The following is an 18,267-nucleotide window of genomic DNA, read 5'->3' as shown; positions in this document are numbered from 1 at the left end:
CGACATCGTCCCAGGTCGGTCGATACGCTCACCCGGTGACCTCTGACGACGGAACCGCCCAGTCCTCGCCCACCGAGGACCTGCTCGACGTGCTCGATCTGCGCCCCGTGGGCGAGGCTCGGTCCAGCTCGGTGATCGATGCACCCGACAACGCACCCGAGATGGACCTGTCGGAGCGGAGGCTGCAGCTGTTCACCGGGCGCAGCCAGGTCACACCGCACGGGCGCGCCTTCGGCGGCCAGGTGCTCGCGCAGAGCGTGATCGCCGCCGGACGCACCGTCGCCTCGGCCGGGTTGACCAGTCGCGCGATCCACTCACTGCACGCCTACTTCATCCGCCCGGGCGACTCCGAGCATCCCATCGAGTTCGGGGTCGAGAACCTGCGCGACGGCAACTCCTTCTCGGTCCGCCGGGTCTACGCGATGCAGTACGGCAAGACCATCCTCTCGGCGACGCTGTCCTTCCAGGAGGCGGCCGAGGGGCTGGACCACCAGGCGGCGATGCCCTCGGTCCCGGACCCGGACCGGGTCCGGACCACGGCGGAGGAACTCGCCGGCGTCGAGCACCCCGCGGTCGAACACTGGACGCGTCGCGCGCTGGACGTGCGGACCGTCGAGGGCGCGATTTACCTGGTTCCCGGCCGCCAGCACGCGGCACACCAGAACGTCTGGATGAAGGCGGTCGACACGCTGCCCGACGACCCGTTGTTGCACGCGGCCGTGCTCGCCTACGCCTCCGACTACACGCTGTTGGAGTCGATCCTGCGCCGCCACGGGCTCGTCTGGGCCAACCCCCGGCTGCGTCCGGCCAGCCTGGACCACGCCATGTGGTTCCACCGGCCCGGCCGCATCGACGAGTGGGTGCTCTACGAGGAGGAGTCCCCGTCCGCGTCCGGCGGCCGCGGGCTGGGCCTCGGCAAGATCTTCTCCCTGGACGGCACGCTCATCTGCTCGGTCGCGCAGGAAGGCATGGTGCGCGTCAAGGAGCAGTGATGACCGATCAGGGGAAGCTGCTCGCGGCCTGGGCCGCAGAGGAACGGGATCAGCCGGAGGGCTGGGACTTCAGCTCGCTCGACGGGCGGATGCACGAGGACTCCGAGCCCTGGGACCTCGTTGCTGTATGGCGAGCCGCGCTCACCCGGGCCACACGGGTGCTCGACATGGGTACCGGTGGCGGGGAGTTCCTTGCGCGCTTCGCCGACGTGCTGCCGGAGCACACCGTCGCGATGGAGGGCTGGCGGCCGAACATCGGCGTCGCCGGGAAGCTGCTGGCGTCATACGACGTGGGTGTGGTGGGCGCCGACGGCGACCCGGGCAGCAGGGGCGACCTGCTCCCCTTCTCGGATGCGTCGTTCGACCTGGTGTTGAACCGCCACGAGGGGTACCGGCAGGACGAGGTCCTCCGCGTGCTCAGCCCGGGAGGGACGTTCCTCACCCAACAGGTCGGTGGTGACGAGTTCGGTGAGATACGAAGTGCTTTCGGTATGCCGCCGAACGCGCCACAGGTCAACTACCGGCAATTCCGCGACGACCTGACTGCCGTGGGTTTCGAGGTCGTCGACGGCGCCGAGACCGCCGGGCACTACGTCTTCGACGACGTCGCGGCGCTGATCGCCTACGTGCAACTGGTGCCGTGGGACGTGCCGGAGGACTTCAGCGTCGAGCGCTACGCCGACGTGCTGCTCGCGCTGCACGCCACGGGGCCGGCGACGGAGCGGCCGTTGCGCGCCACCCGCAAACGGTTCTGGTTGCGGGCGCGAAAACCGGCCGGGTGAAACCGTCACGCCGCGCCGCTCGGGGCGAATGTGCCGCGGATCCGGCCACCCACGCCATACTCTCGTGGCATGGGTGAGCGAACCCACTGGAGGCAGGAGCAGGTCTATGTGCGCCGTCGGCGCACTGCACTTGCCATTCTCGCGATCGTCTGTGTGGCGCTGTCCGCCTCGGCGATCGGGGCGTGGCGGGCCTTCCGGCCGGACAATGCCCGGGCGGAGGCCGTGACGACCGCGGGCACCCCGGCGACCGCGAACCCGACAGCCACCGCCACCTCCATCAGCACGGCGCCGACCCCGACACCGAAGGTCACCCAGCGTGTGCCGTCCGCCGACACCAGACTGGAGCGGATCGACCGGTTCACCGGGGGCATCACCCCCAAGTCCGTCGACGCCAGCGAGCACGGCCTGGTGCTGGCCAACAACATGATCTACAGCCACTCGATCACCGTCTACAACAGCAGGACCCACGAACTCGTCAAGCGACTGCCCGACTCGATCGACCTGTCCAAGTACGGTTTCGCCGGACACAAGGGCATCTCCAAGGGCGGGCCGGTCGAGGCGGCGTGGACCAAGGACGCGAAGTACGCCTACGTGTCCAACTACGTGATGAGCGGCCCGGGTTTCAAGGGTTACGCGACCGACGAGTGCTCCCCGAAGAGCGGCTTCGACCGCGGCTTCGTCTATCGCTTCAATGCCGCCACGATGAAGTGGGACCAGGCGATCGAAGTCGGTGCGGTGCCGAAATTCGTTGCGCTCACACCGGATCAGAAGAAAGTCGTGATCAGCAACTGGTGTGACTTCACCATCAGCATCATCGACCGGGCGAAGGCCAAGCAGGTCAAGGTGATCAAGCTGGCGGCGCAGCCACGCGGCATCGTCATCATGCCCGACAACAAGACTGCCTACGTCGCCGCGATGTACGGCAACAAGGTCTTCCGGGTCAACCTCGACACCGGCGAGCACCATGTGATCATGACGGTCAACCGTCCCCGGCACCTGGTCCTGTCGCCGGACAGCAAGTGGCTCTACCTCGCGGCCAGTGGCACCAACACGGTCTACAAGATCGACACGAGCACGGACAAGGTCGTCTCCCAGGTGGTTTCGGGACCCGAGCCGCGCAGCATGAGCATCTCGCAGGACGGCACGGCGCTGTATGTCGTGAACTACTTCGGCAAGTCCGCGAGCAAGATCACCACCTCCGACATGAAGGTGGTGCAACGGGTGCCGACGGACCCGGCGCCGATCGGCATCACCTACGACGACGCGACGCATCAGGTGTGGGTCGCGTGCTACGGCGGGAGCATGCTGGTCTTCGACGACACCAAGACCACGGTGTCGACCTCCACCGGCACGTCGTCACCGGCAGCACCCACGGCGCCCGGGGCGGTCACCGCGACGGCCGAGTGAACCGGACCGGGCGGGTGTGCTGAGATTCGGGGTATGACGATCCCGTTGCCGCTCACCCCGGTCACTCTCACCGGTTCCCTGGTCCGGCTCGAGCCGCTGAGCCACGACCACCACGACGGCCTGGTCGAGGCCGCGAGCGACGGTCAGATGTGGGACCGCTGGTACACCTCGGTGCCGCGGCCGGACGGCATGCACGCGGAGATCGACCGCCGGCTCGGCCTGCAGGACGCGGGCACGATGCAGCCGTTCACCGCCGTCCGGGTGGCCGACGACGCGGTGCTGGGTATGACGACCTTCATGGACATCGTGCCGTCGGTGCCACGCGTCGAGATCGGGTCGACCTGGAACCGCGAGTCCACCCACGGCACCGGGACCAACGCCGAGAGCAAGCTGCTGATGATGACCCATGCGTTCCAGGTGTGGCGGGTCGAGGCCGTGCGCTTCCGCACCCACAAGATGAACCTGCAGTCCCGCGCCGCGATCGAGCGGCTCGGCGCCGAGCTCGAGGGCATCCTGCGGGCCGACTCGATCGACGATCAGGGCGTGGTGCGGGACACCGCGCAGTACAGCATTGTGGCGCGCACCTGGCCGATGGTGAAGGCGAATCTTCAGCACCGGCTGCGGCATCGCGTGGGCTGACCGGGCGCGGGCAAAAGACGTTGCCGCGTGTCGGTGCCGGCGGTCACGATGTGACGCATGACTTCACGAGCCGCCAATTTCTGTTTCGACGCCGCCGACCCCTACGCCCAGATGATGTGGTGGAGCCAGGTCCTCGGCGACTACCACCTGGAGGACGACGACCCGTCCCGGCCGGGCGACGAGGAGGCCGGGCTGATCGGTCCGAACAACACCTTCCTGTTGTTCCTCAAGGTCCCCGAACCCAAGACCATCAAGAACCGCGTGCACTTCTGCCTGCGCTCCACCGACCTGACGCGTGACGAGGAGGTCGACCGACTCCTCGGCCTCGGCGCCACCATGGTCAACGACCTGCGCCGGCCCGACCGCGGCTGGGCCGTCCTCGCCGACCCCGAGGGCAACGAGTTCTGCGTGCTGATGTCGGACGCCGAGCTCGCCGCCCGCGACAACGCCTGACCCCCGGTAGAACCCGCCAGCCCTCCCCGCACCGCAGACCCCATTCACCGAGAGGCTCACAAACGCACCGAAAGGCCCAGTTGGACGGGCATTTCGGGCGCTCGTGAGCCGGTATTTCTGGGCCTGTCGGCGATTGGTGAGCCCCTCGGTATGGCGTGCGGCATACCACTCGGTCGCGCCGGAAAGCGGTGCCTGAGCTCCGGTTGAACCCGCCAGCCCTCGCCGCACCGCAGACCCCATTCACCGAGAGGCTCACAAACGCACCGCAGACCACATTCACCGAGAGGCTCACAAACGCACCGAAAGGCCCAGTTGGACGGGCATTTCGGGCGCTCGTGAGCCGGTATTTCTGGGCCTGTCGGCGATTGGTGAGCCCCTCGGCGTGTGGGGAGCGGAGGGGTCAGTCGCGGGTGAGGCGGCGGTGGGTGACGCGGTGCGGGCGCGCGGCGTCGGCGCCGAGCCGCTCGACCTTGTTCTCCTCGTAGGACTGGAAGTTGCCCTCGAACCAGTACCAGTTGGCGGGCTCCTCGTCGGTGCCCTCGTACGCCAGGATGTGCGTCGCGACCCGGTCGAGGAACCACCGGTCGTGGCTGATCACCACGGCGCAGCCCGGGAAGTCGAGCAGCGCGTTCTCCAGGGAGCCGAGGGTCTCCACGTCCAGGTCGTTGGTCGGCTCGTCGAGCAGCAGCAGGTTGCCGCCCTGCTTCAGGGTGAGCGCCAGGTTGAGCCGGTTGCGCTCACCACCGGAGAGGACACCGGCCTTCTTCTGCTGGTCGGGACCCTTGAAGCCGAACTGCGAGACGTAGGCGCGCGAAGGGATCTCGACGTGACCGACCTGGATGTGGTCGAGCCCATCGGACACGACCTCCCAGAGCGTCTTGTTCGGGTCGATGCCGGCACGGCCCTGGTCGACATACGAGATGTCGACGGTCTCGCCGACCTTGACCGAGCCGTTGTCGGGCTCCTCCAGACCGACGATCGTCTTGAAGAGCGTGGTCTTGCCGACACCGTTCGGTCCGATGACGCCGACGATGCCGTTGCGCGGCAGCGTGAACGACAGGCCGTCGATGAGCGGCCGGTCGCCGAAGCCCTTGGTGAGGTCCTTGACCTCGATGACCTGGGCGCCCAGCCGCGGGCCCGGCGGGATCTGGATCTCCTCGAAGTCGAGCTTGCGGGTGCGGTCGGCCTCGGCCGCCATCTCCTCGTAACGGGCCAGCCGCGACTTGCTCTTGGTCTGCCGGGCCTTGGCGTTGGAACGGACCCACTCCAGCTCGGACTTCAGCCGCTTGGCGAGCTTGGCGTCCTTCTTGCCCTGGATCTGCAGCCGCTCCTGCTTCTTCTCCAGGTAGGTGGAGTAGTTGCCCTCGTAGGGGTAGAGCCGGCCACGGTCGACCTCACAGATCCAGCCGGCGACGTGGTCCAGGAAGTAGCGGTCGTGGGTCACGGCCAGCACGGCGCCGGGGTATGCCGCCAGGTGCTGCTCCAGCCAGTTGACCGACTCCGCGTCCAGGTGGTTGGTGGGCTCGTCGAGCAGCAGCAGGTCGGGCTTGGACAGCAGCAGCTTGCACAGGGCGACGCGGCGCCGCTCACCACCGGACAGCACGGTGACGTCGGCGTCCCCGGGCGGGCACTGCAGCGCGTCCATCGCCTGTTCCAGCTGGGAGTCGAGATCCCACGCGTCGGCTGCGTCGATCTTCTCCTGCAACTGACCCATCTCGGCCATCAGCGCGTCGAAGTCGGCGTCCGGCTGCGACATCTGCTCGGAGATCTCGTTGAAGCGATCGAGGTCGGCCTTGATCTGCCCGAGGCCCTCCTCGACGTTGCCGCGGACGTCCTTCTCCTCGTTCAGCGGCGGCTCCTGCAACAGGATGCCGACGCTGTAACCGGGCGACAGCCGGGCCTCACCGTTGGAGGGCTGGTCGAGGCCGGCCATGATCTTCAGGATCGTGGACTTACCGGCACCGTTGGGTCCCACGACGCCGATCTTCGCGCCGGGGTAGAAGGACATGCTGACGTCATCGAGGATCAGCTTGTCCCCGACAGCCTTGCGCGCCTTGGTCATGGTGTAGATGAACTCGGGCATGCGGGTCAGGCTATCGGGGCGAAGCCGTCCGGCCGAAATCGTGACGCCCCACCGCCGTCCGGCGTGAGCGAACTCTCCCCGGGCGGGGCCTCAGCCGGTCTGCTCCAGCAGCGGCCCGCTCGACGGGATGGGCGCACTCTCGCCGTCCTCCCGCGGCACGAATCCGCTGTCGCCGGACCCGTCCGGGGTGCCGTCCTGCTCGCCGCCCCAGGGATCCGCGGGCGCCTCCGCGGTCTGGTTGCGCCAACTGGCCTGCTGCTGCCGCTGGCTGGGGATGCGCTGGTAGGTCGCGATGCCGAAACGCAGGTCGGGGCCGACGCCATACGCCTCGATCTCCGGCGCCGACCGCGTGTCGCCCGCCGCGCTCTCCCACTGGTTGATCCGCAGCTTGCCGGTCACCACGACGGCATCACCCTTGGACAGCGACTTGTAGACGTTGGTGCCGAGCTGCCGGAACGCGACCACCCGGAAGAAGGAGGTCCGGCCATCGACATACCCGCCGACGGCCTGGTCGAAGTAGGACTCGTTGACCGCGACCCGGAAGGTCGTGAAGTCGCCCTTGCTGCCCGTGATCCGCTCGGGCTTCGCGGTCAGGTTGCCGCGGATGGTCAGACTTGTTTGGCTCATGTCGCATCCTCACGCTGGTTCGAACGGCGTGGCGTCTGCCGCACCGAGTGGCTGCCAGCCTCCGGCCAGGAACGGGCCGCCGGCGAGACGCTCCGCCGCGGGCTGTGGAGGACGGTGCTCTGCTCGGTGGGATGTGGACCGGGCTCAGCGCGCCGCGGCCGCCAGCGCCTCGCGCGTGTCGCGATGTGCCTGCAGGACGTGAGCCACGGGATCGATGACCTGCTCGACCCCGACGACGGCGATCGCGGCGCGCAACCGCGACCCGACCTGCGCTGCGCGGCGTCGCGCCCCACGCGCCGCCGTCCATCGCGCGATGAGCGCCAGCAGCACGCCCGCGAGGAGGCCGAAGACCAGCATCAGCAACGGGATCGGCAGGCCGATCCAGGTCGGCGAGTCGGCGTCGATGTGCGCGAAACCGAGGATCGCCAGCAGGATCAGCCAGACCAGGCCGATCAGCGCGATGGCGGCGAAGACCCACTGCAGCGCCGAGGACACCGCCCACCAGGCCGGTTTCCGGCCGTGCAGTTCGGTGCCGATGACGGCCTGGTCGAGTGCGTCGTGCAAGCGCTCATCGGGTGGGGTGGCCGCCTCCTGGACCGCCTCGGCCCACGCGGCCGGCAGGCCTTCGGCGGCGTGGCGGCCCAGCCGGCGACCGGCCAGGTCCACGGCGGCCCGGGCGGCGGGACCGGGAGGTGGCAGCGACGACCGGCCGAGCGCGAGCTTGGCACCGGAGCGGTTCATGGTGTGGGCCTCGTCGAGCCCCAGCCTGCGCAACGGTTGCGGCCGCAGCCGGTGCACCCACCGGGTGAACGGCCAGCCACCGTGCTGCTCCGCCCGCATCAGGTGGTCACGGCGTACCGCATCCACCACCGCCGGCACGCCGGCCGCACGGCACAGCGCATCGGTCAGCTCGGATCCGTCGTCGGCGTGCAGCGTGGCCTCCTGCGCAGCCACACCCGGCTGCAGCGACACCGCAGCCGCACGCACATCCGCGAGCAGCCGCTGCTCGGCCGCGTTGCGTTGCTGGACCACCGAGGAGATCGTGCCGGCGAGATCGTCGACGCCGTAACCACGCACCGCCGAGGTCGTCAGGACCGGCACGTCCGAGAGACCGTCGGCGGCGAGCAGCCGCTGCAGGTCCTCGACGCACTGGGAGATCTCGGCGCGGCCGAGGCGGTCGATCTGGTTGAGCACCACCAGGGAGACCGCGCTGTGGCTCGCCAGTTGCTTGACGTAGTCGTCGTGCAGGACGGCATCGGCGTACTTCTGCGGGTCGGTGACCCAGACGAGCACGTCCGCCAGCCCGATCACCCGATCGGCCTCGGCACGGTGCTGCGCGACGCGGGAGTCGAAGTCCGGCAGATCGAGCAGCACCAACCCGTCGAGGGCGTCCGCGCGCCGGGCGCCACGCGGCACCTGGTGTCGGGTGCCGACCTGCAACCAGTCGAGCAGTTCCCCGCTCGGTTCGTCGCCCCACATCGCCGCGGTCGGCACCGACGTGGTGGGCCGACGTGCACCGATCCGTGAAACCGGCTCTGCCACAAGCGCATTGAACAGGCTCGACTTGCCACTGCCGGTGGCCCCGGCGAGCACGACAACAGTGCGACCTCCGACGATCGCCTGCCGCGCCGGGATCTTCTGCAGCACCTGCTGGGCTCGTTCCTCAGCGTGCGTGGGCAACCGGCCCGCACCGGTGCGCAGCGCCTCCGCGAGGGCTTCGGCGTGGGTCGTGACCTCGTCCCAGCCACCGGTCCCCTGCTCTGACTTCTTCGGACTCATCGCGCCGCCCTGACCTGCTCGACCGCGGCCCGGAGCTCCTCGGCGCTCGTCCCACCGCCGCCGAGCTGCGCGAGCGCGGCGTCGAAGCGAGCCCGCTGGGCGTCATACAGCTCCTCGGTGCGGGTCAGCAGCCGGGTGCGTGCCTTGGCCGCCAGGGTGCGCACCGCCTGGTCGCCGAAGACCGCCTCGAGCAGCCGCTGCGCGAGGACCGCCGAACCGCCGGCGATGCCGACCTCGGCGCCGGTCAGGCCGGCCGTCGCGGAGAAGACGACGAGCATCAGCAGCACGGCGATGCCGTTGACGCCGAACGCCAGGAAGCGCGCAGTGGTGCGCTTGCCACCGGCCTCGTCACGCACCATGGCGAGCACGTCGTCCTGCCACGACCGCACGAGCTTCTCCGCCTCCTGTTCGAAATCCTTGCTGACAGAGGCGAGTTCAGGGTGTTGCTGGATGAGCTCCGCTCCCCCTGCTGTATGGCGCCAGGAGCGTGCCACGTCGATCGCGGCGGTCTCGCCGTGTGCCTGGAGCAGCGCGGCGACACCGGTCTGCAGTGCCGCACCGAGATCCCCCACCGGTTGTTGCCGTCCGCGACCGCGCAGCGCGGCAGCGACCCGGTCACGCATCCGGCTGACCCCGGCTTCGAGCTGCCGGAAGACCTCACCGGTGCCGACGAACTCCTGCCAGCGGGCCAGCACCTCGCCGCGCAGCATCGTGCCGTCCCGCATGCCCTCGGAAACACCCGCGAGCGCGGCGGCGTACCCGTCCGCGGCGGCGCGCTGCAGTTCCTCCCGGCCGTCGGCCTGCTGGATGACGGCGAGCTCCAGGGCGGCGGCCCTGCTGTCGAGCGAGTCGAGCGCGCCCTGCAGGGTGCGGCGGATCACGATGCTGCGGGCGTGCTGGTCGGCGGCGAGGGACGCCAGCCAGCCGTTGATCCGCGCGACCTCCACCTTGGGCAGCAACCCGTCCGCGCCCAGGCCGGTCTCGGCGATGGCGAACACCGGCGACTGGCCGAGCCCCTGCTCCATGAGCATGGTCGCGAAGTCGGCGCGCACCTCCTCCATGGCGTCCAGCGGCACGCGGTCGAGCACGACCGCGACGGAGGTTCCGCGGTGGATCGCCTGGTGCAGCAGGTCCCAGGGCACGGCGTCGGCATACCGCATGGCAGTCGTGACGAACAGCCACAGGTCGGCGGCGGACAGCAACTGCCGGGCGAGGTCGCGGTTGGCCGAGACGACCGAGTCGATGTCGGGTGCGTCGAGCAGCGCGAGGCCCTGCGGCACGTTGCCCGGCACGAGCCGCAGCGTGCCCGGGTCCCCCGCCTCCTCGATGTCACCGGTCAGTCTGGCCAGGCCGGGCAGCACCCGGGTGCCGGTGAACCAGCGTTCGTCGGCCGGGTTGTGGATCAGCGTCGAGGCCCGGGTCGTGGGCCGCAGCACGCCGCTCTTGCTGACCACCTCGCCGACGAGGGAGTTGACGAGGGTGGACTTGCCGGCACCGGTCGACCCGCCGACGACGGCCAGCAGCGGCGCGTCCAGGGAGGCGGCCCGCGGCAGGATGTAGTCGTCGAGCTGGGCGAGCAACTCGCCCCGGTCGCGCCGGGCGCGTTCGACGTCGGTCAGGTGGAGCGGGAGCGCAACGGCGTCGACGCCGCGCCGCAGCGTCTGCAATGCAGCCAGCAGCCGCTCACCCTCGACGTCCCCAGACACACCGCACATCATTTCGTGGTGGCGTCCGCGACTCAACTTGGCCCGCCGTGAACCCGGCTGAAAACCCGCGGCCCCGAGGAGATACGCGTCACAAGCACCCCCGGCAGGACTCGAACCTGCGACCTAGAGATTAGAAGGCTCTTGCTCTATCCAGCTGAGCTACGGGGGCAAGGAGTTGCAGATTACCGGACGCGCCCGGGCACTTCAGCCGACGACGCCCAGCAGCCGCCGCACCTCGTCGTCGGGGGTCTGCCCGAACTCCCGGTACCCGGCGCCGACGGCGACGAAATCCGCCGGGGTCCACGGGCAGACCAGCCGGTCGACCTCCGTCGCGAGCGCCGCGCACACGTCCACCGGCCCGATCGGGACCGCCACGACGAGGAGCGCCGCCTCCTGCTGGTGTATGACGCGCACGGCGACTCTCATCGAGGCGCCTGTCGCGAGGCCGTCGTCCACGACGACGACCGTGCGGCCGCGCAGCCGCAGCGGCGCCCGGGCTCCGCGGTAGAGCGCCTCGCGGCGCCGGAGTTCGGCGGTCTCGGCGCGGAGAACCTGCTCGAAGGCACGGCGTCGCACCCGCCCGTGCCCGATGACCTCCGCGTTGCGCACCAGCTGCAGCTCCCCCGCGCTGCCGGCCACCGCGCCCATGGCCAGCTCCGGGTGCCGTGGCAGGCCGAGCTTGCGGACCACGAGGACGTCCAGGGGCGCCGACAACCGCCGGGCCACCACGGCGGCCACCGGCACACCGCCGCGCGGCAACCCCAGCACGACGACGTCGGGGCGCCCGGCGAGATCGGCCAACGCGTCGGCCACCGCCGCCCCCGCCGCAGCCCGGTCGGCGTACGGCTCGCGGTCGCCCGGCCGGGTCATCGCCGATCGCTCCGCCGACTCACGACCGGGCCGGCCCCGGGGTCAGCCCGCGGTCCTCGTAGTAGCGGTAGAGCGCCGAGTCCAGGAAACGCACCCGTAGCACCCCGACGAGTTCGAGCAGGTGCTGCTCCTCGCGCAGCACCGCAGCGCTCGTGTCGCCCCGGTCGACCCGCGCCCGCACCATCGCGAGTTCACTTGCGGCGTCCTGCAATTCGCGCATCTGACTGCGACTCTCGGCTCCGCCGTGCCGCTCCGCCCAGGCCAGTGCGTAGCTGCGTTCCTTGATCGAGGAGAGCATCGCGACCTCCGAGGTGGTCAGCGCACCGGAGTCGACATACCGACCGAGCTCGCGAGCGATCAGGCTCGCCTCGTGCCGCCGGGCGAGCACGATGAGGGTCACGAAACCGACGAACAGCGGCAGCTGCAGCACCACGTAGAACACCAGCCAGCCGTGCTGTGAGAGGACGGCGCCGAGGTTCCACACCCCGTGCAGGGTGACCGCGCAGCACCAGCCGGCGAACGGCGCGAGGTACCGCAGCGCGCGGTGCGGGGTGGTCGCGGCGATCCCGATCCCGATCCCGGTGCACACGGTGAACATCGGGTGCGCGAACGGGCTCATCACCACCCGCACGATGAACGTCGCGACGAGCCCCTGCTCCCCGGTGTGCGCGTAACCGGCGGCCAGATAGACGACGTCCTCGACCGCGGCGAACCCGGCCGCGGTGAGTCCGGCATACACCATGCCGTCGAGCACCCCGTCGATCTCCCGGCGGCGGAAGAACAGGATGAGCAACGGCCCGAGGCCCTTCAGCGACTCCTCCACGACCGGTGCCACCCAGGTGGCCGCCGACGGGTGGGACGCGGTCACCGGGTCGATCAGCACCGAGCCGACGTTGTTGACCATGGCGGCGACGAAGGTCGCGATGCAGGCACCCCACAGCAGGGCGAAGACGAGCAGTTTCGTCGGCTCCCGCTCGAAACGGTCCAACCACAGGAACACCGGCACGACCACGCCGATGACCACCATCGACAGCACCAGGCCGATCCCTGTCGCGACGATGCCGGACTGGTCGTCGACCAGCAGCAGCATGCCGAGCCCGCCGAGCGCGAAGCAGATCGCGATGAGGCCGACGACCAGCCAGCGACGCAGCGCGGGGCGCCGGTCCGGGCGGGGCGGCGGCAACAACATTTCAGGCACTGTATGACGTGTCACCGCGTCGCACCAGCACGGGTTCCGCACCAGCCCGGCGGCTCGATCCCTACAGTGATCGGGTGAGCGAAGACAAGGCACGCACCGACCGCATCGTCTGGATCGACTGCGAAATGACCGGCCTGAGCCTGACCGACGACGCCCTGATCGAGGTGGCCGTGCTGGTCACCGACTTCGAGCTGAACCAGCTCGGCGACGGCGTCGACGTCCTGATCAAGCCGCCGCAGGCCGCCCTCGACCAGATGAACGACTTCGTCCGGGACATGCACACCAGCAGCGGGCTGCTGGTGGAGCTCGCCGACGGCGTCACCATGGAGGAGGCGCAGCGGCAGGTGATGGACTACGTCCGCGAGTACGCGCCCGGCGAGGGCAAATGGCCGCTCGGCGGCAACACGGTGAGCACCGACCGCGGCTTCCTCGCGCGCGACATGCCCGAGCTCGAGACGTACCTGCACTACCGGATCATCGACGTGTCATCGGTCAAGGAGCTGTCGCAACGCTGGTACCCGCGGGCCTATTTCAACGCGCCGGCCAAGAACGGCGGACACCGCGCACTCGCCGACATCCGCGAGTCGATCGCCGAGCTGCGCTACTACCGGGAGGCGGTTTTCGTGCCGCAACCCGGCCCCGACAGCAACACCGCCAAGGCGATCGCGGCGCGGTTCGCCCTGCAGGACTGACCCCGTTAGGACCACCCCCTCCGAGCAGGTACGATGGTCCGCGCTGCTTCGAACAGAGGCAGCCATGGTGGGTGTAGCTCAGCTGGTAGAGCGTCGCGTTGTGGTCGCGAATGTCGCGGGTTCAAGTCCCGTCACTCACCCCAGATGCGAAGGGCCCGGCCGATTCGGCCGGGCCCGTTGCGTGTGTGGCGGTCGCCGGCGTCAGCCCTGAGGCACGACCGGTGAACGAAGCAGGTCACGCAGGGGAACGACGGACACCGCGTCCTTGAGGTCGTATTGCTTGTTCCCCGGGTAGACGACGCTGATCCGGTCGAGTCGCAACTGGGGATCCTCGGAAGCTGCCCGAACCGACGGCGTGAGTCGCGGCGCGTCGGCACGTTTGATCTCGAATCCGACGCGTCGCCCGGACGGTTCTTCGACGACGAGATCGAGTTCGGCGCCGTTGCTGGTGCGCCAGAAGTAATGCCGTGCGTCCGGCGAACGTCGGATCAACTCGTCGATGACATAGGACTCCCACGACGCGCCCACCGCGAAGTGCTGCAGGAGCGCTTCAGGTGTTGAAACCCCCCAGAGCGCGTGCAGCAGGCCAGTGTCCCGATAGAAGACCTTTGGTCGGCGGACAAGACGCTTCCCCTCGTTGGAATGCCACGGCTGCAACTGCCGGACGAGCATCGCACCGGTCAGACCGTCCAGATATCGCCGCACGGTGCCCTCACTGATGCCGAGCGCACGCGCCACGTTCGCGGCGTTCCACAGGTTGGCCTGATGATGTGCGACCAGCGCCAGGAAGCGCTCGACTGTCGCTGCCGGAAGGGAGAGCCCGAACTCCCGCAGGTCGCGTGTCGCGAGCGCGCGGAGGTAGGAGCGGAGCCATCGGGTCGCATCCGCGTCCCTGCCGGCCAGTGTCGCTCGCGGATAGCCACCACGAAGCCACACCCGATCCGCGTTCCCGTCGAGGTCCGCTGCGCCGAGGCCCGGAAGCTCCAGGATCTCAAGGCGGCCGGCGAGCGATTCGCTGGACTGCCGCAACGCCTCCGGAGACGCGCTCCCCAGGACGAGGAACGTCGCCGGCTCACCCTCCCGATCGGCCAGCACGCGGAGCACCGGAAAGAGATCCGGGTGTCGCTGCACCTCGTCGATCACGATGACACCCCGCAGCGGCTCGAGTGCAAGCATGGGCTCGGCCAGTCGCGCGAGGTCCACAGGGTCCTCGAGGTCGAAGTAGTTCGCGCTCCCCGTCGGCACGATCGTGCGCGCGAGCGTCGTCTTTCCGACCTGCCGCGCACCGACGATCAGCACCACCGGGCTCCGGACCAGCGCCCGTTGCAGCTCGGCCTCGACCTGAACGCGCGCTACCACGACGAGGATACTACCATGTAATTCCTACTCTCAAAGATGGAATTACATGGTCTTGACGCGCGCCGGGTGCGACGCGAACCACTCGTCGCGCCGGTCCTGCTGCTCCTGCTCCACCTGGGTGCGCAGCACGCTGGGTTCCGGCGCCGAGCGGTGGTGTTTGGGCGCCGGCTGCTCCTTCGGCTTCGGCGGCTGCTGCGCCGCCTTGGCCGCCTTCTCCGCCTGTTCCACGTCGTATGCCGCCCGCCGCGCTCGGCGTTCGGCGTGGATCTGCTCGCGTTCAGGGGTCCGCGGCGGGTCGAACTCGGCGCGAACCTTCTCCACCGACTCCCACCGCTGCTCGCGGGTGACGTGGGACTCGGCGATCTTGCGCTGCTTCTCCGCCTCGCGCTCGCGCTCCTTGCGCTTGCGCTCGGCCTTGGCCCGCTGCCGGTCGAGCCGGTCGCGCACCACCCGCGCCTTCGCCGACTTCAGCAGGAAGTCGTCGCGCCGCTCCAAGCGGGACTCCTCGATGGCGGCTGCTTCGGCCTCCAGGTCGTGTGCCACGGCGTCCTCTCCTCGATCGTCTGCTCCGGGTCGCGGCGCACTCGCGTCGCGCGGTCCGACAAGACCAGTCTTACCCGATCGTCCCGCGGTGCTCGCGTCGCCCACCAGTTGCGCGGCATGTCCCGCCGCGAGCGCGGCACGACCGTAGATGTTCTGGTCGTGCGCGGCTTCGCGCATCGACTCCAGGCGCAACTGGTGCGCGGTGTCGTACTCCTTGGCCGCCTTGAGGTCGAGCTTGGCGAACATCTGGTCGTCCTTGGGTGGCAGCAGGATCATCTCCTCGGCGGGCAGACCGGACCTCAGCTGCCGGGTGCGGATCAGCTCGGCGTCGACCTCGGCGCCGAAAAGCATTGCGACGTTGGTGATCCACAGCCAGAGCATGAATATGATGGCGCCGGCGAAGGCGCCATACGTCTTGGTGTAGCTGGCACCGGCGGTGAGGGTGAGGTAGATGATCAGCGCGGCCGAGGCCACCACCCACACGACGAAGCCGATCAGCGCACCCCAGGTGAAGATGTCCCGTTTGGTTTTCAGCACGTTCGGGGTCGCCCAGTAGAGCATCCCGATGATGAAGACCACGATCAGCACCACGAACGGCCACTTGGCGATGTCCCAGATCTGGGTGGCCCGGCTCGGGATGCCGACCTCGGCGCCGATCGAGCTGGCGACCTTGCCCGTCGTGACGAGTGCGAACATCACCACGATGATCAGGACGATCTCGATGATGGTCACCAGGTAGAGGGCGGGGCGAAGCTTCCAGACCGGCCGGCCCTCGGGCACCTCGTAGATCTTGTTCAGCGCCCGGCTGAAACCGCCGACATAGCCCGACGCGGACCAGATCGACAACAGGATGCCGACGACCAGTGCGATCCCGCCGCCACCCTGGGTGTGGACGTCGTTGATGAAGTTCGTCAGCCAGTCGAGGTCCTTCGGCTGCTTGCCGGCGATGTTGGCGACGATCCGGACCAGGCTGTCGGTGGTCTTCTTGCCGTTGCCGAAGACGTTGATCAGCGACAGCACGGCGATCAGCCCCGGGAACAGGGACTGCATCGAGAAGTAGGTCAGCGCCGCGGCCTTGTCGGTGCACTGGTCGGAGCTGAACTTGCTCGCCGCCCGTTTCAGGGCGACCTTCCAGTCCGCCTTCGCGGTCACGTCCGGGATGTCCCTCGGGCGCTCGAGTTCTTCCTCGTCCAGCAGCAGCATCGACATCCGGAACAGTCCTTCGATCGGGGCAAAGTTACGAGTCGGTTTTTGCAACCTAGCGCCTGACACCCTCGATTTCATGTCTGCGGCACCGGCCTGCTATGTTTTTCCACGCACCGAGCGCCATTAGCTCAATTGGCAGAGCAGCTGACTCTTAATCAGCGGGTTCGGGGTTCGAGTCCCTGATGGCGCACCACCCGAAAGCTCCGGATCGCACTGCGATCCGGAGCTTTTCGTTGTATGACGCCACACCGCCGACGCGGCAGGCCGGTGCGGCCCACCGGTGCCTGCCCGGCTGACGCGCGGCGGGCACGGCGCGGACGGCATACCGACCGAAATTCAACAACCTGTTGACATGTGCGGGTGGTGGGTGGACGATATTACCCAAATCGATTTGGGTCCGACACGGACCCACCCGAGCAAACTGGTCCGACCCACCCGCAAGCCGACCACCCGGCCCGTCACCACGAGCCAGCAGTCACCTCCATACCCCTTCACCCCTGCGGAGGCATTCCATGAAGAATGCGCCCCTCGTGCACGGCACTGAGACCGTCCACCCCGTCGACCAATTCCGGCCGATCCGGAACCTCATCCCGTTCGGCATCCAGCACGTCCTCGTCATGATCGCGACTCCCATCTCCTCGGTCTTCCTGATCGGGAGCGCGCTGAACCTCTCCGCCCATCTCACCGCCGCGATCCTGTCCGCGGTCTTCGTCTTCTCCGGGCTCGGGTCGCTCCTGCAGTCGGTCGGGGTATGGCGGGTCGGCGTCCGGCTGCCGTTCGTGATGCTGCCCGGCGGCGCGGCCACGGTCCTGTTCATCTCGATCGCCCAGGACACCGATCTGCAGACCGCCGCCGGGGCGGTCGTGCTGACCGGGATCTTCTACATCCTCGCGGTGACCCTGTTCGTGCGGGTGCTGCGCTACTTCCCGCCCCTGGTGATCGGCACCATGGTGGTCGTCATCGGCATCAACCTGGTCGAGGTCACCGGCTACCTCATCACCGGCCGGCCCGACACTCCCGGGTTCGGTGACACCAAGAACCTGATCCTCGGCCTGATCACGATGGTCTGCACGGTCCTGTTCTTCCGGTTCCTGCGCGGTGTCTGGCGTCAGCTCTCGGTGGCGTTCGGTCTGGTCCTCGGCACGATCGTGTCGGCGTTCATGGGCATGACCACCTTCTCCTCCCATGCGAAGGGTGCCGGGTTCTCGCTGCCGACGCTGTTCCCCTTCGGAGTCCCGCATCTGGACGTCGTCGCAGCCGTTCCGATGCTGGTCTGGAGCATCGCGTCGATGGCGGAGGCGACCGGTCAGACGGTGATCAACGGCGAGATCGTCGGCCGCCATGTCGAGCGCACGCGCGACATCCCCCGGGTGATCCGCGCCGACGGTGCGGTGTCCATCTTCGGTGGCCTGTTCGGCACACCGGCCATGGTGACCAGCGGCGAGAACATCGGCATCGTCCGCGCCAGCGGGGTCCGCAGCAGGTACGTCACTGCCGCGGCCGGCATCCTGTTGATCCTGATCGGGGTCAGCCCGTTGGCCAGCATTCTGGGCGGCATACCGTCGGCCGTCGTCGGCGGGACCGCGGTGGTCGTGTTCGCGATCATCATCGTGCTGGGCATCCAGATGCTCGCGCGGGTGGACTTCACCGAGACCGGCAACCTGATCACCTGCACGATGGCGCTCGGCATCGGGCTGCTCCCGGTGCTGATCCCCGGCATGTATGGCGAACTCCCATCCGACGTGCAGACCATCCTGGGCAGCGGTGTCGCCATGAGTGCGCTGGTCGCCGTACTGCTGAACCTGCTGTTCCACCACACCGGCGGGTCCGCGAAGAGCAGCCCCGCCGAGCCACCGGTGGCGGATGTCAAGGAGCGCGCGGGTGATTACCGCGTGTAACCCGATCGTGCCCCCCACCGCGCTCGCCCGCCG

At 68.9% G+C, this 18,267-nt stretch carries 15 protein-coding genes and 3 tRNA genes; 9 read left to right on the top strand and 9 right to left on the bottom strand.

Annotation, left to right across the window (positions count from 1 at the left end; translation table 11 throughout):
* Positions 1-35 precede the first annotated feature (35 nt).
* The 5 genes from FHU39_RS01915 to FHU39_RS01895 all read left to right on the top strand — a co-directional run bounded on the left by FHU39_RS01915 (position 36) and on the right by FHU39_RS01895 (position 4,273).
* The gene (locus FHU39_RS01915) at positions 36-992 is read left to right on the top strand and encodes an acyl-CoA thioesterase (protein WP_343065697.1); all 957 of its coding nucleotides are present in this window, start codon (positions 36-38) and stop codon (positions 990-992) included.
* Positions 992-1,774, top strand: coding sequence for a class I SAM-dependent methyltransferase (locus tag FHU39_RS01910; protein ID WP_183318457.1), 783 nt, complete (start codon positions 992-994; stop codon positions 1,772-1,774). The genes FHU39_RS01915 and FHU39_RS01910 overlap by 1 nt, the downstream gene beginning before the upstream one ends.
* A 69-nt stretch (positions 1,775-1,843) precedes the next feature.
* A complete protein-coding gene (locus FHU39_RS01905) occupies positions 1,844-3,181 on the top strand; it encodes a YncE family protein (protein WP_183318455.1) in 1,338 nt (445 codons plus the stop codon).
* Between the two features lie 33 nt (positions 3,182-3,214).
* A complete protein-coding gene (locus tag FHU39_RS01900; RefSeq protein WP_183318453.1) occupies positions 3,215-3,820 on the top strand; it encodes a GNAT family N-acetyltransferase in 606 nt (201 codons plus the stop codon).
* A 57-nt stretch (positions 3,821-3,877) separates the two neighbouring features.
* On the top strand, positions 3,878-4,273 hold the full coding sequence (locus FHU39_RS01895; protein WP_183318451.1) for a VOC family protein: 396 nt from the start codon (positions 3,878-3,880) through the stop codon (positions 4,271-4,273).
* A gap of 400 nt (positions 4,274-4,673) precedes the next feature.
* On the opposite strand, the gene ettA is transcribed toward FHU39_RS01895, so the two are convergent.
* The 7 genes from ettA to FHU39_RS01860 form a co-directional block, all read right to left on the bottom strand.
* A complete protein-coding gene (gene ettA / locus FHU39_RS01890; RefSeq protein ID WP_183318449.1) occupies positions 4,674-6,356 on the bottom strand; it encodes an energy-dependent translational throttle protein EttA in 1,683 nt (560 codons plus the stop codon).
* Positions 6,357-6,446: 90 nt separating this feature from the next.
* Entirely contained in the window at positions 6,447-6,983 is a 537-nt protein-coding gene (locus FHU39_RS01885; RefSeq protein ID WP_183318447.1) for a single-stranded DNA-binding protein, read from the bottom strand.
* 144 nt (positions 6,984-7,127) lie between these two features.
* The gene (locus FHU39_RS01880; RefSeq protein WP_183318445.1) at positions 7,128-8,762 is read right to left on the bottom strand and encodes a GTPase; all 1,635 of its coding nucleotides are present in this window, start codon (positions 8,760-8,762) and stop codon (positions 7,128-7,130) included.
* A complete protein-coding gene (locus FHU39_RS01875) occupies positions 8,759-10,477 on the bottom strand; it encodes a dynamin family protein (RefSeq protein WP_183320831.1) in 1,719 nt (572 codons plus the stop codon). Before FHU39_RS01875 ends, FHU39_RS01880 begins: the two co-directional genes overlap by 4 nt.
* Positions 10,478-10,563: 86 nt before the next feature.
* Positions 10,564-10,637: transfer RNA gene (locus FHU39_RS01870), tRNA-Arg, on the bottom strand.
* Positions 10,638-10,672: 35 nt separating this feature from the next.
* Positions 10,673-11,338, bottom strand: a complete 666-nt coding sequence (locus FHU39_RS01865; RefSeq protein WP_183318443.1) for a phosphoribosyltransferase — start codon at positions 11,336-11,338, stop codon at positions 10,673-10,675.
* A gap of 19 nt (positions 11,339-11,357) precedes the next feature.
* Positions 11,358-12,527, bottom strand: a complete 1,170-nt coding sequence (locus tag FHU39_RS01860; RefSeq protein WP_183318441.1) for a PrsW family intramembrane metalloprotease — start codon at positions 12,525-12,527, stop codon at positions 11,358-11,360.
* Positions 12,528-12,610: 83 nt separating this feature from the next.
* Between FHU39_RS01860 and orn the strand changes: the two genes are divergently transcribed.
* Positions 12,611-13,228, top strand: coding sequence for an oligoribonuclease (orn, locus tag FHU39_RS01855; RefSeq protein WP_343065696.1), 618 nt, complete (start codon positions 12,611-12,613; stop codon positions 13,226-13,228).
* A 67-nt stretch (positions 13,229-13,295) separates the two neighbouring features.
* A tRNA-His gene (locus tag FHU39_RS01850) sits at positions 13,296-13,371 on the top strand.
* Positions 13,372-13,429: 58 nt separating this feature from the next.
* On the opposite strand, the gene FHU39_RS01845 is transcribed toward FHU39_RS01850, so the two are convergent.
* Entirely contained in the window at positions 13,430-14,587 is a 1,158-nt protein-coding gene (locus FHU39_RS01845) for a DUF4143 domain-containing protein (protein WP_183318439.1), read from the bottom strand.
* Between the two features lie 42 nt (positions 14,588-14,629).
* A complete protein-coding gene (locus FHU39_RS01840) occupies positions 14,630-16,339 on the bottom strand; it encodes a YihY/virulence factor BrkB family protein (protein ID WP_183318437.1) in 1,710 nt (569 codons plus the stop codon).
* Positions 16,340-16,453: 114 nt separating this feature from the next.
* Here FHU39_RS01840 and FHU39_RS01835 point away from each other — a divergent pair.
* Together FHU39_RS01835 and FHU39_RS01830 are read left to right on the top strand one after the other, a co-directional pair.
* Positions 16,454-16,529 (top strand) — tRNA-Lys (locus FHU39_RS01835).
* A gap of 319 nt (positions 16,530-16,848) precedes the next feature.
* Entirely contained in the window at positions 16,849-18,234 is a 1,386-nt protein-coding gene (locus tag FHU39_RS01830; protein WP_183318436.1) for a uracil-xanthine permease family protein, read from the top strand.
* Positions 18,235-18,267: the final 33 nt, after the last annotated feature.

This window comes from Flexivirga oryzae, assembly GCF_014190805.1.
Classification (GTDB): Bacteria; Actinomycetota; Actinomycetes; order Actinomycetales; family Dermatophilaceae; genus Flexivirga; species Flexivirga oryzae.
This window is presented reverse-complemented; position numbering and strand designations above follow the sequence as displayed.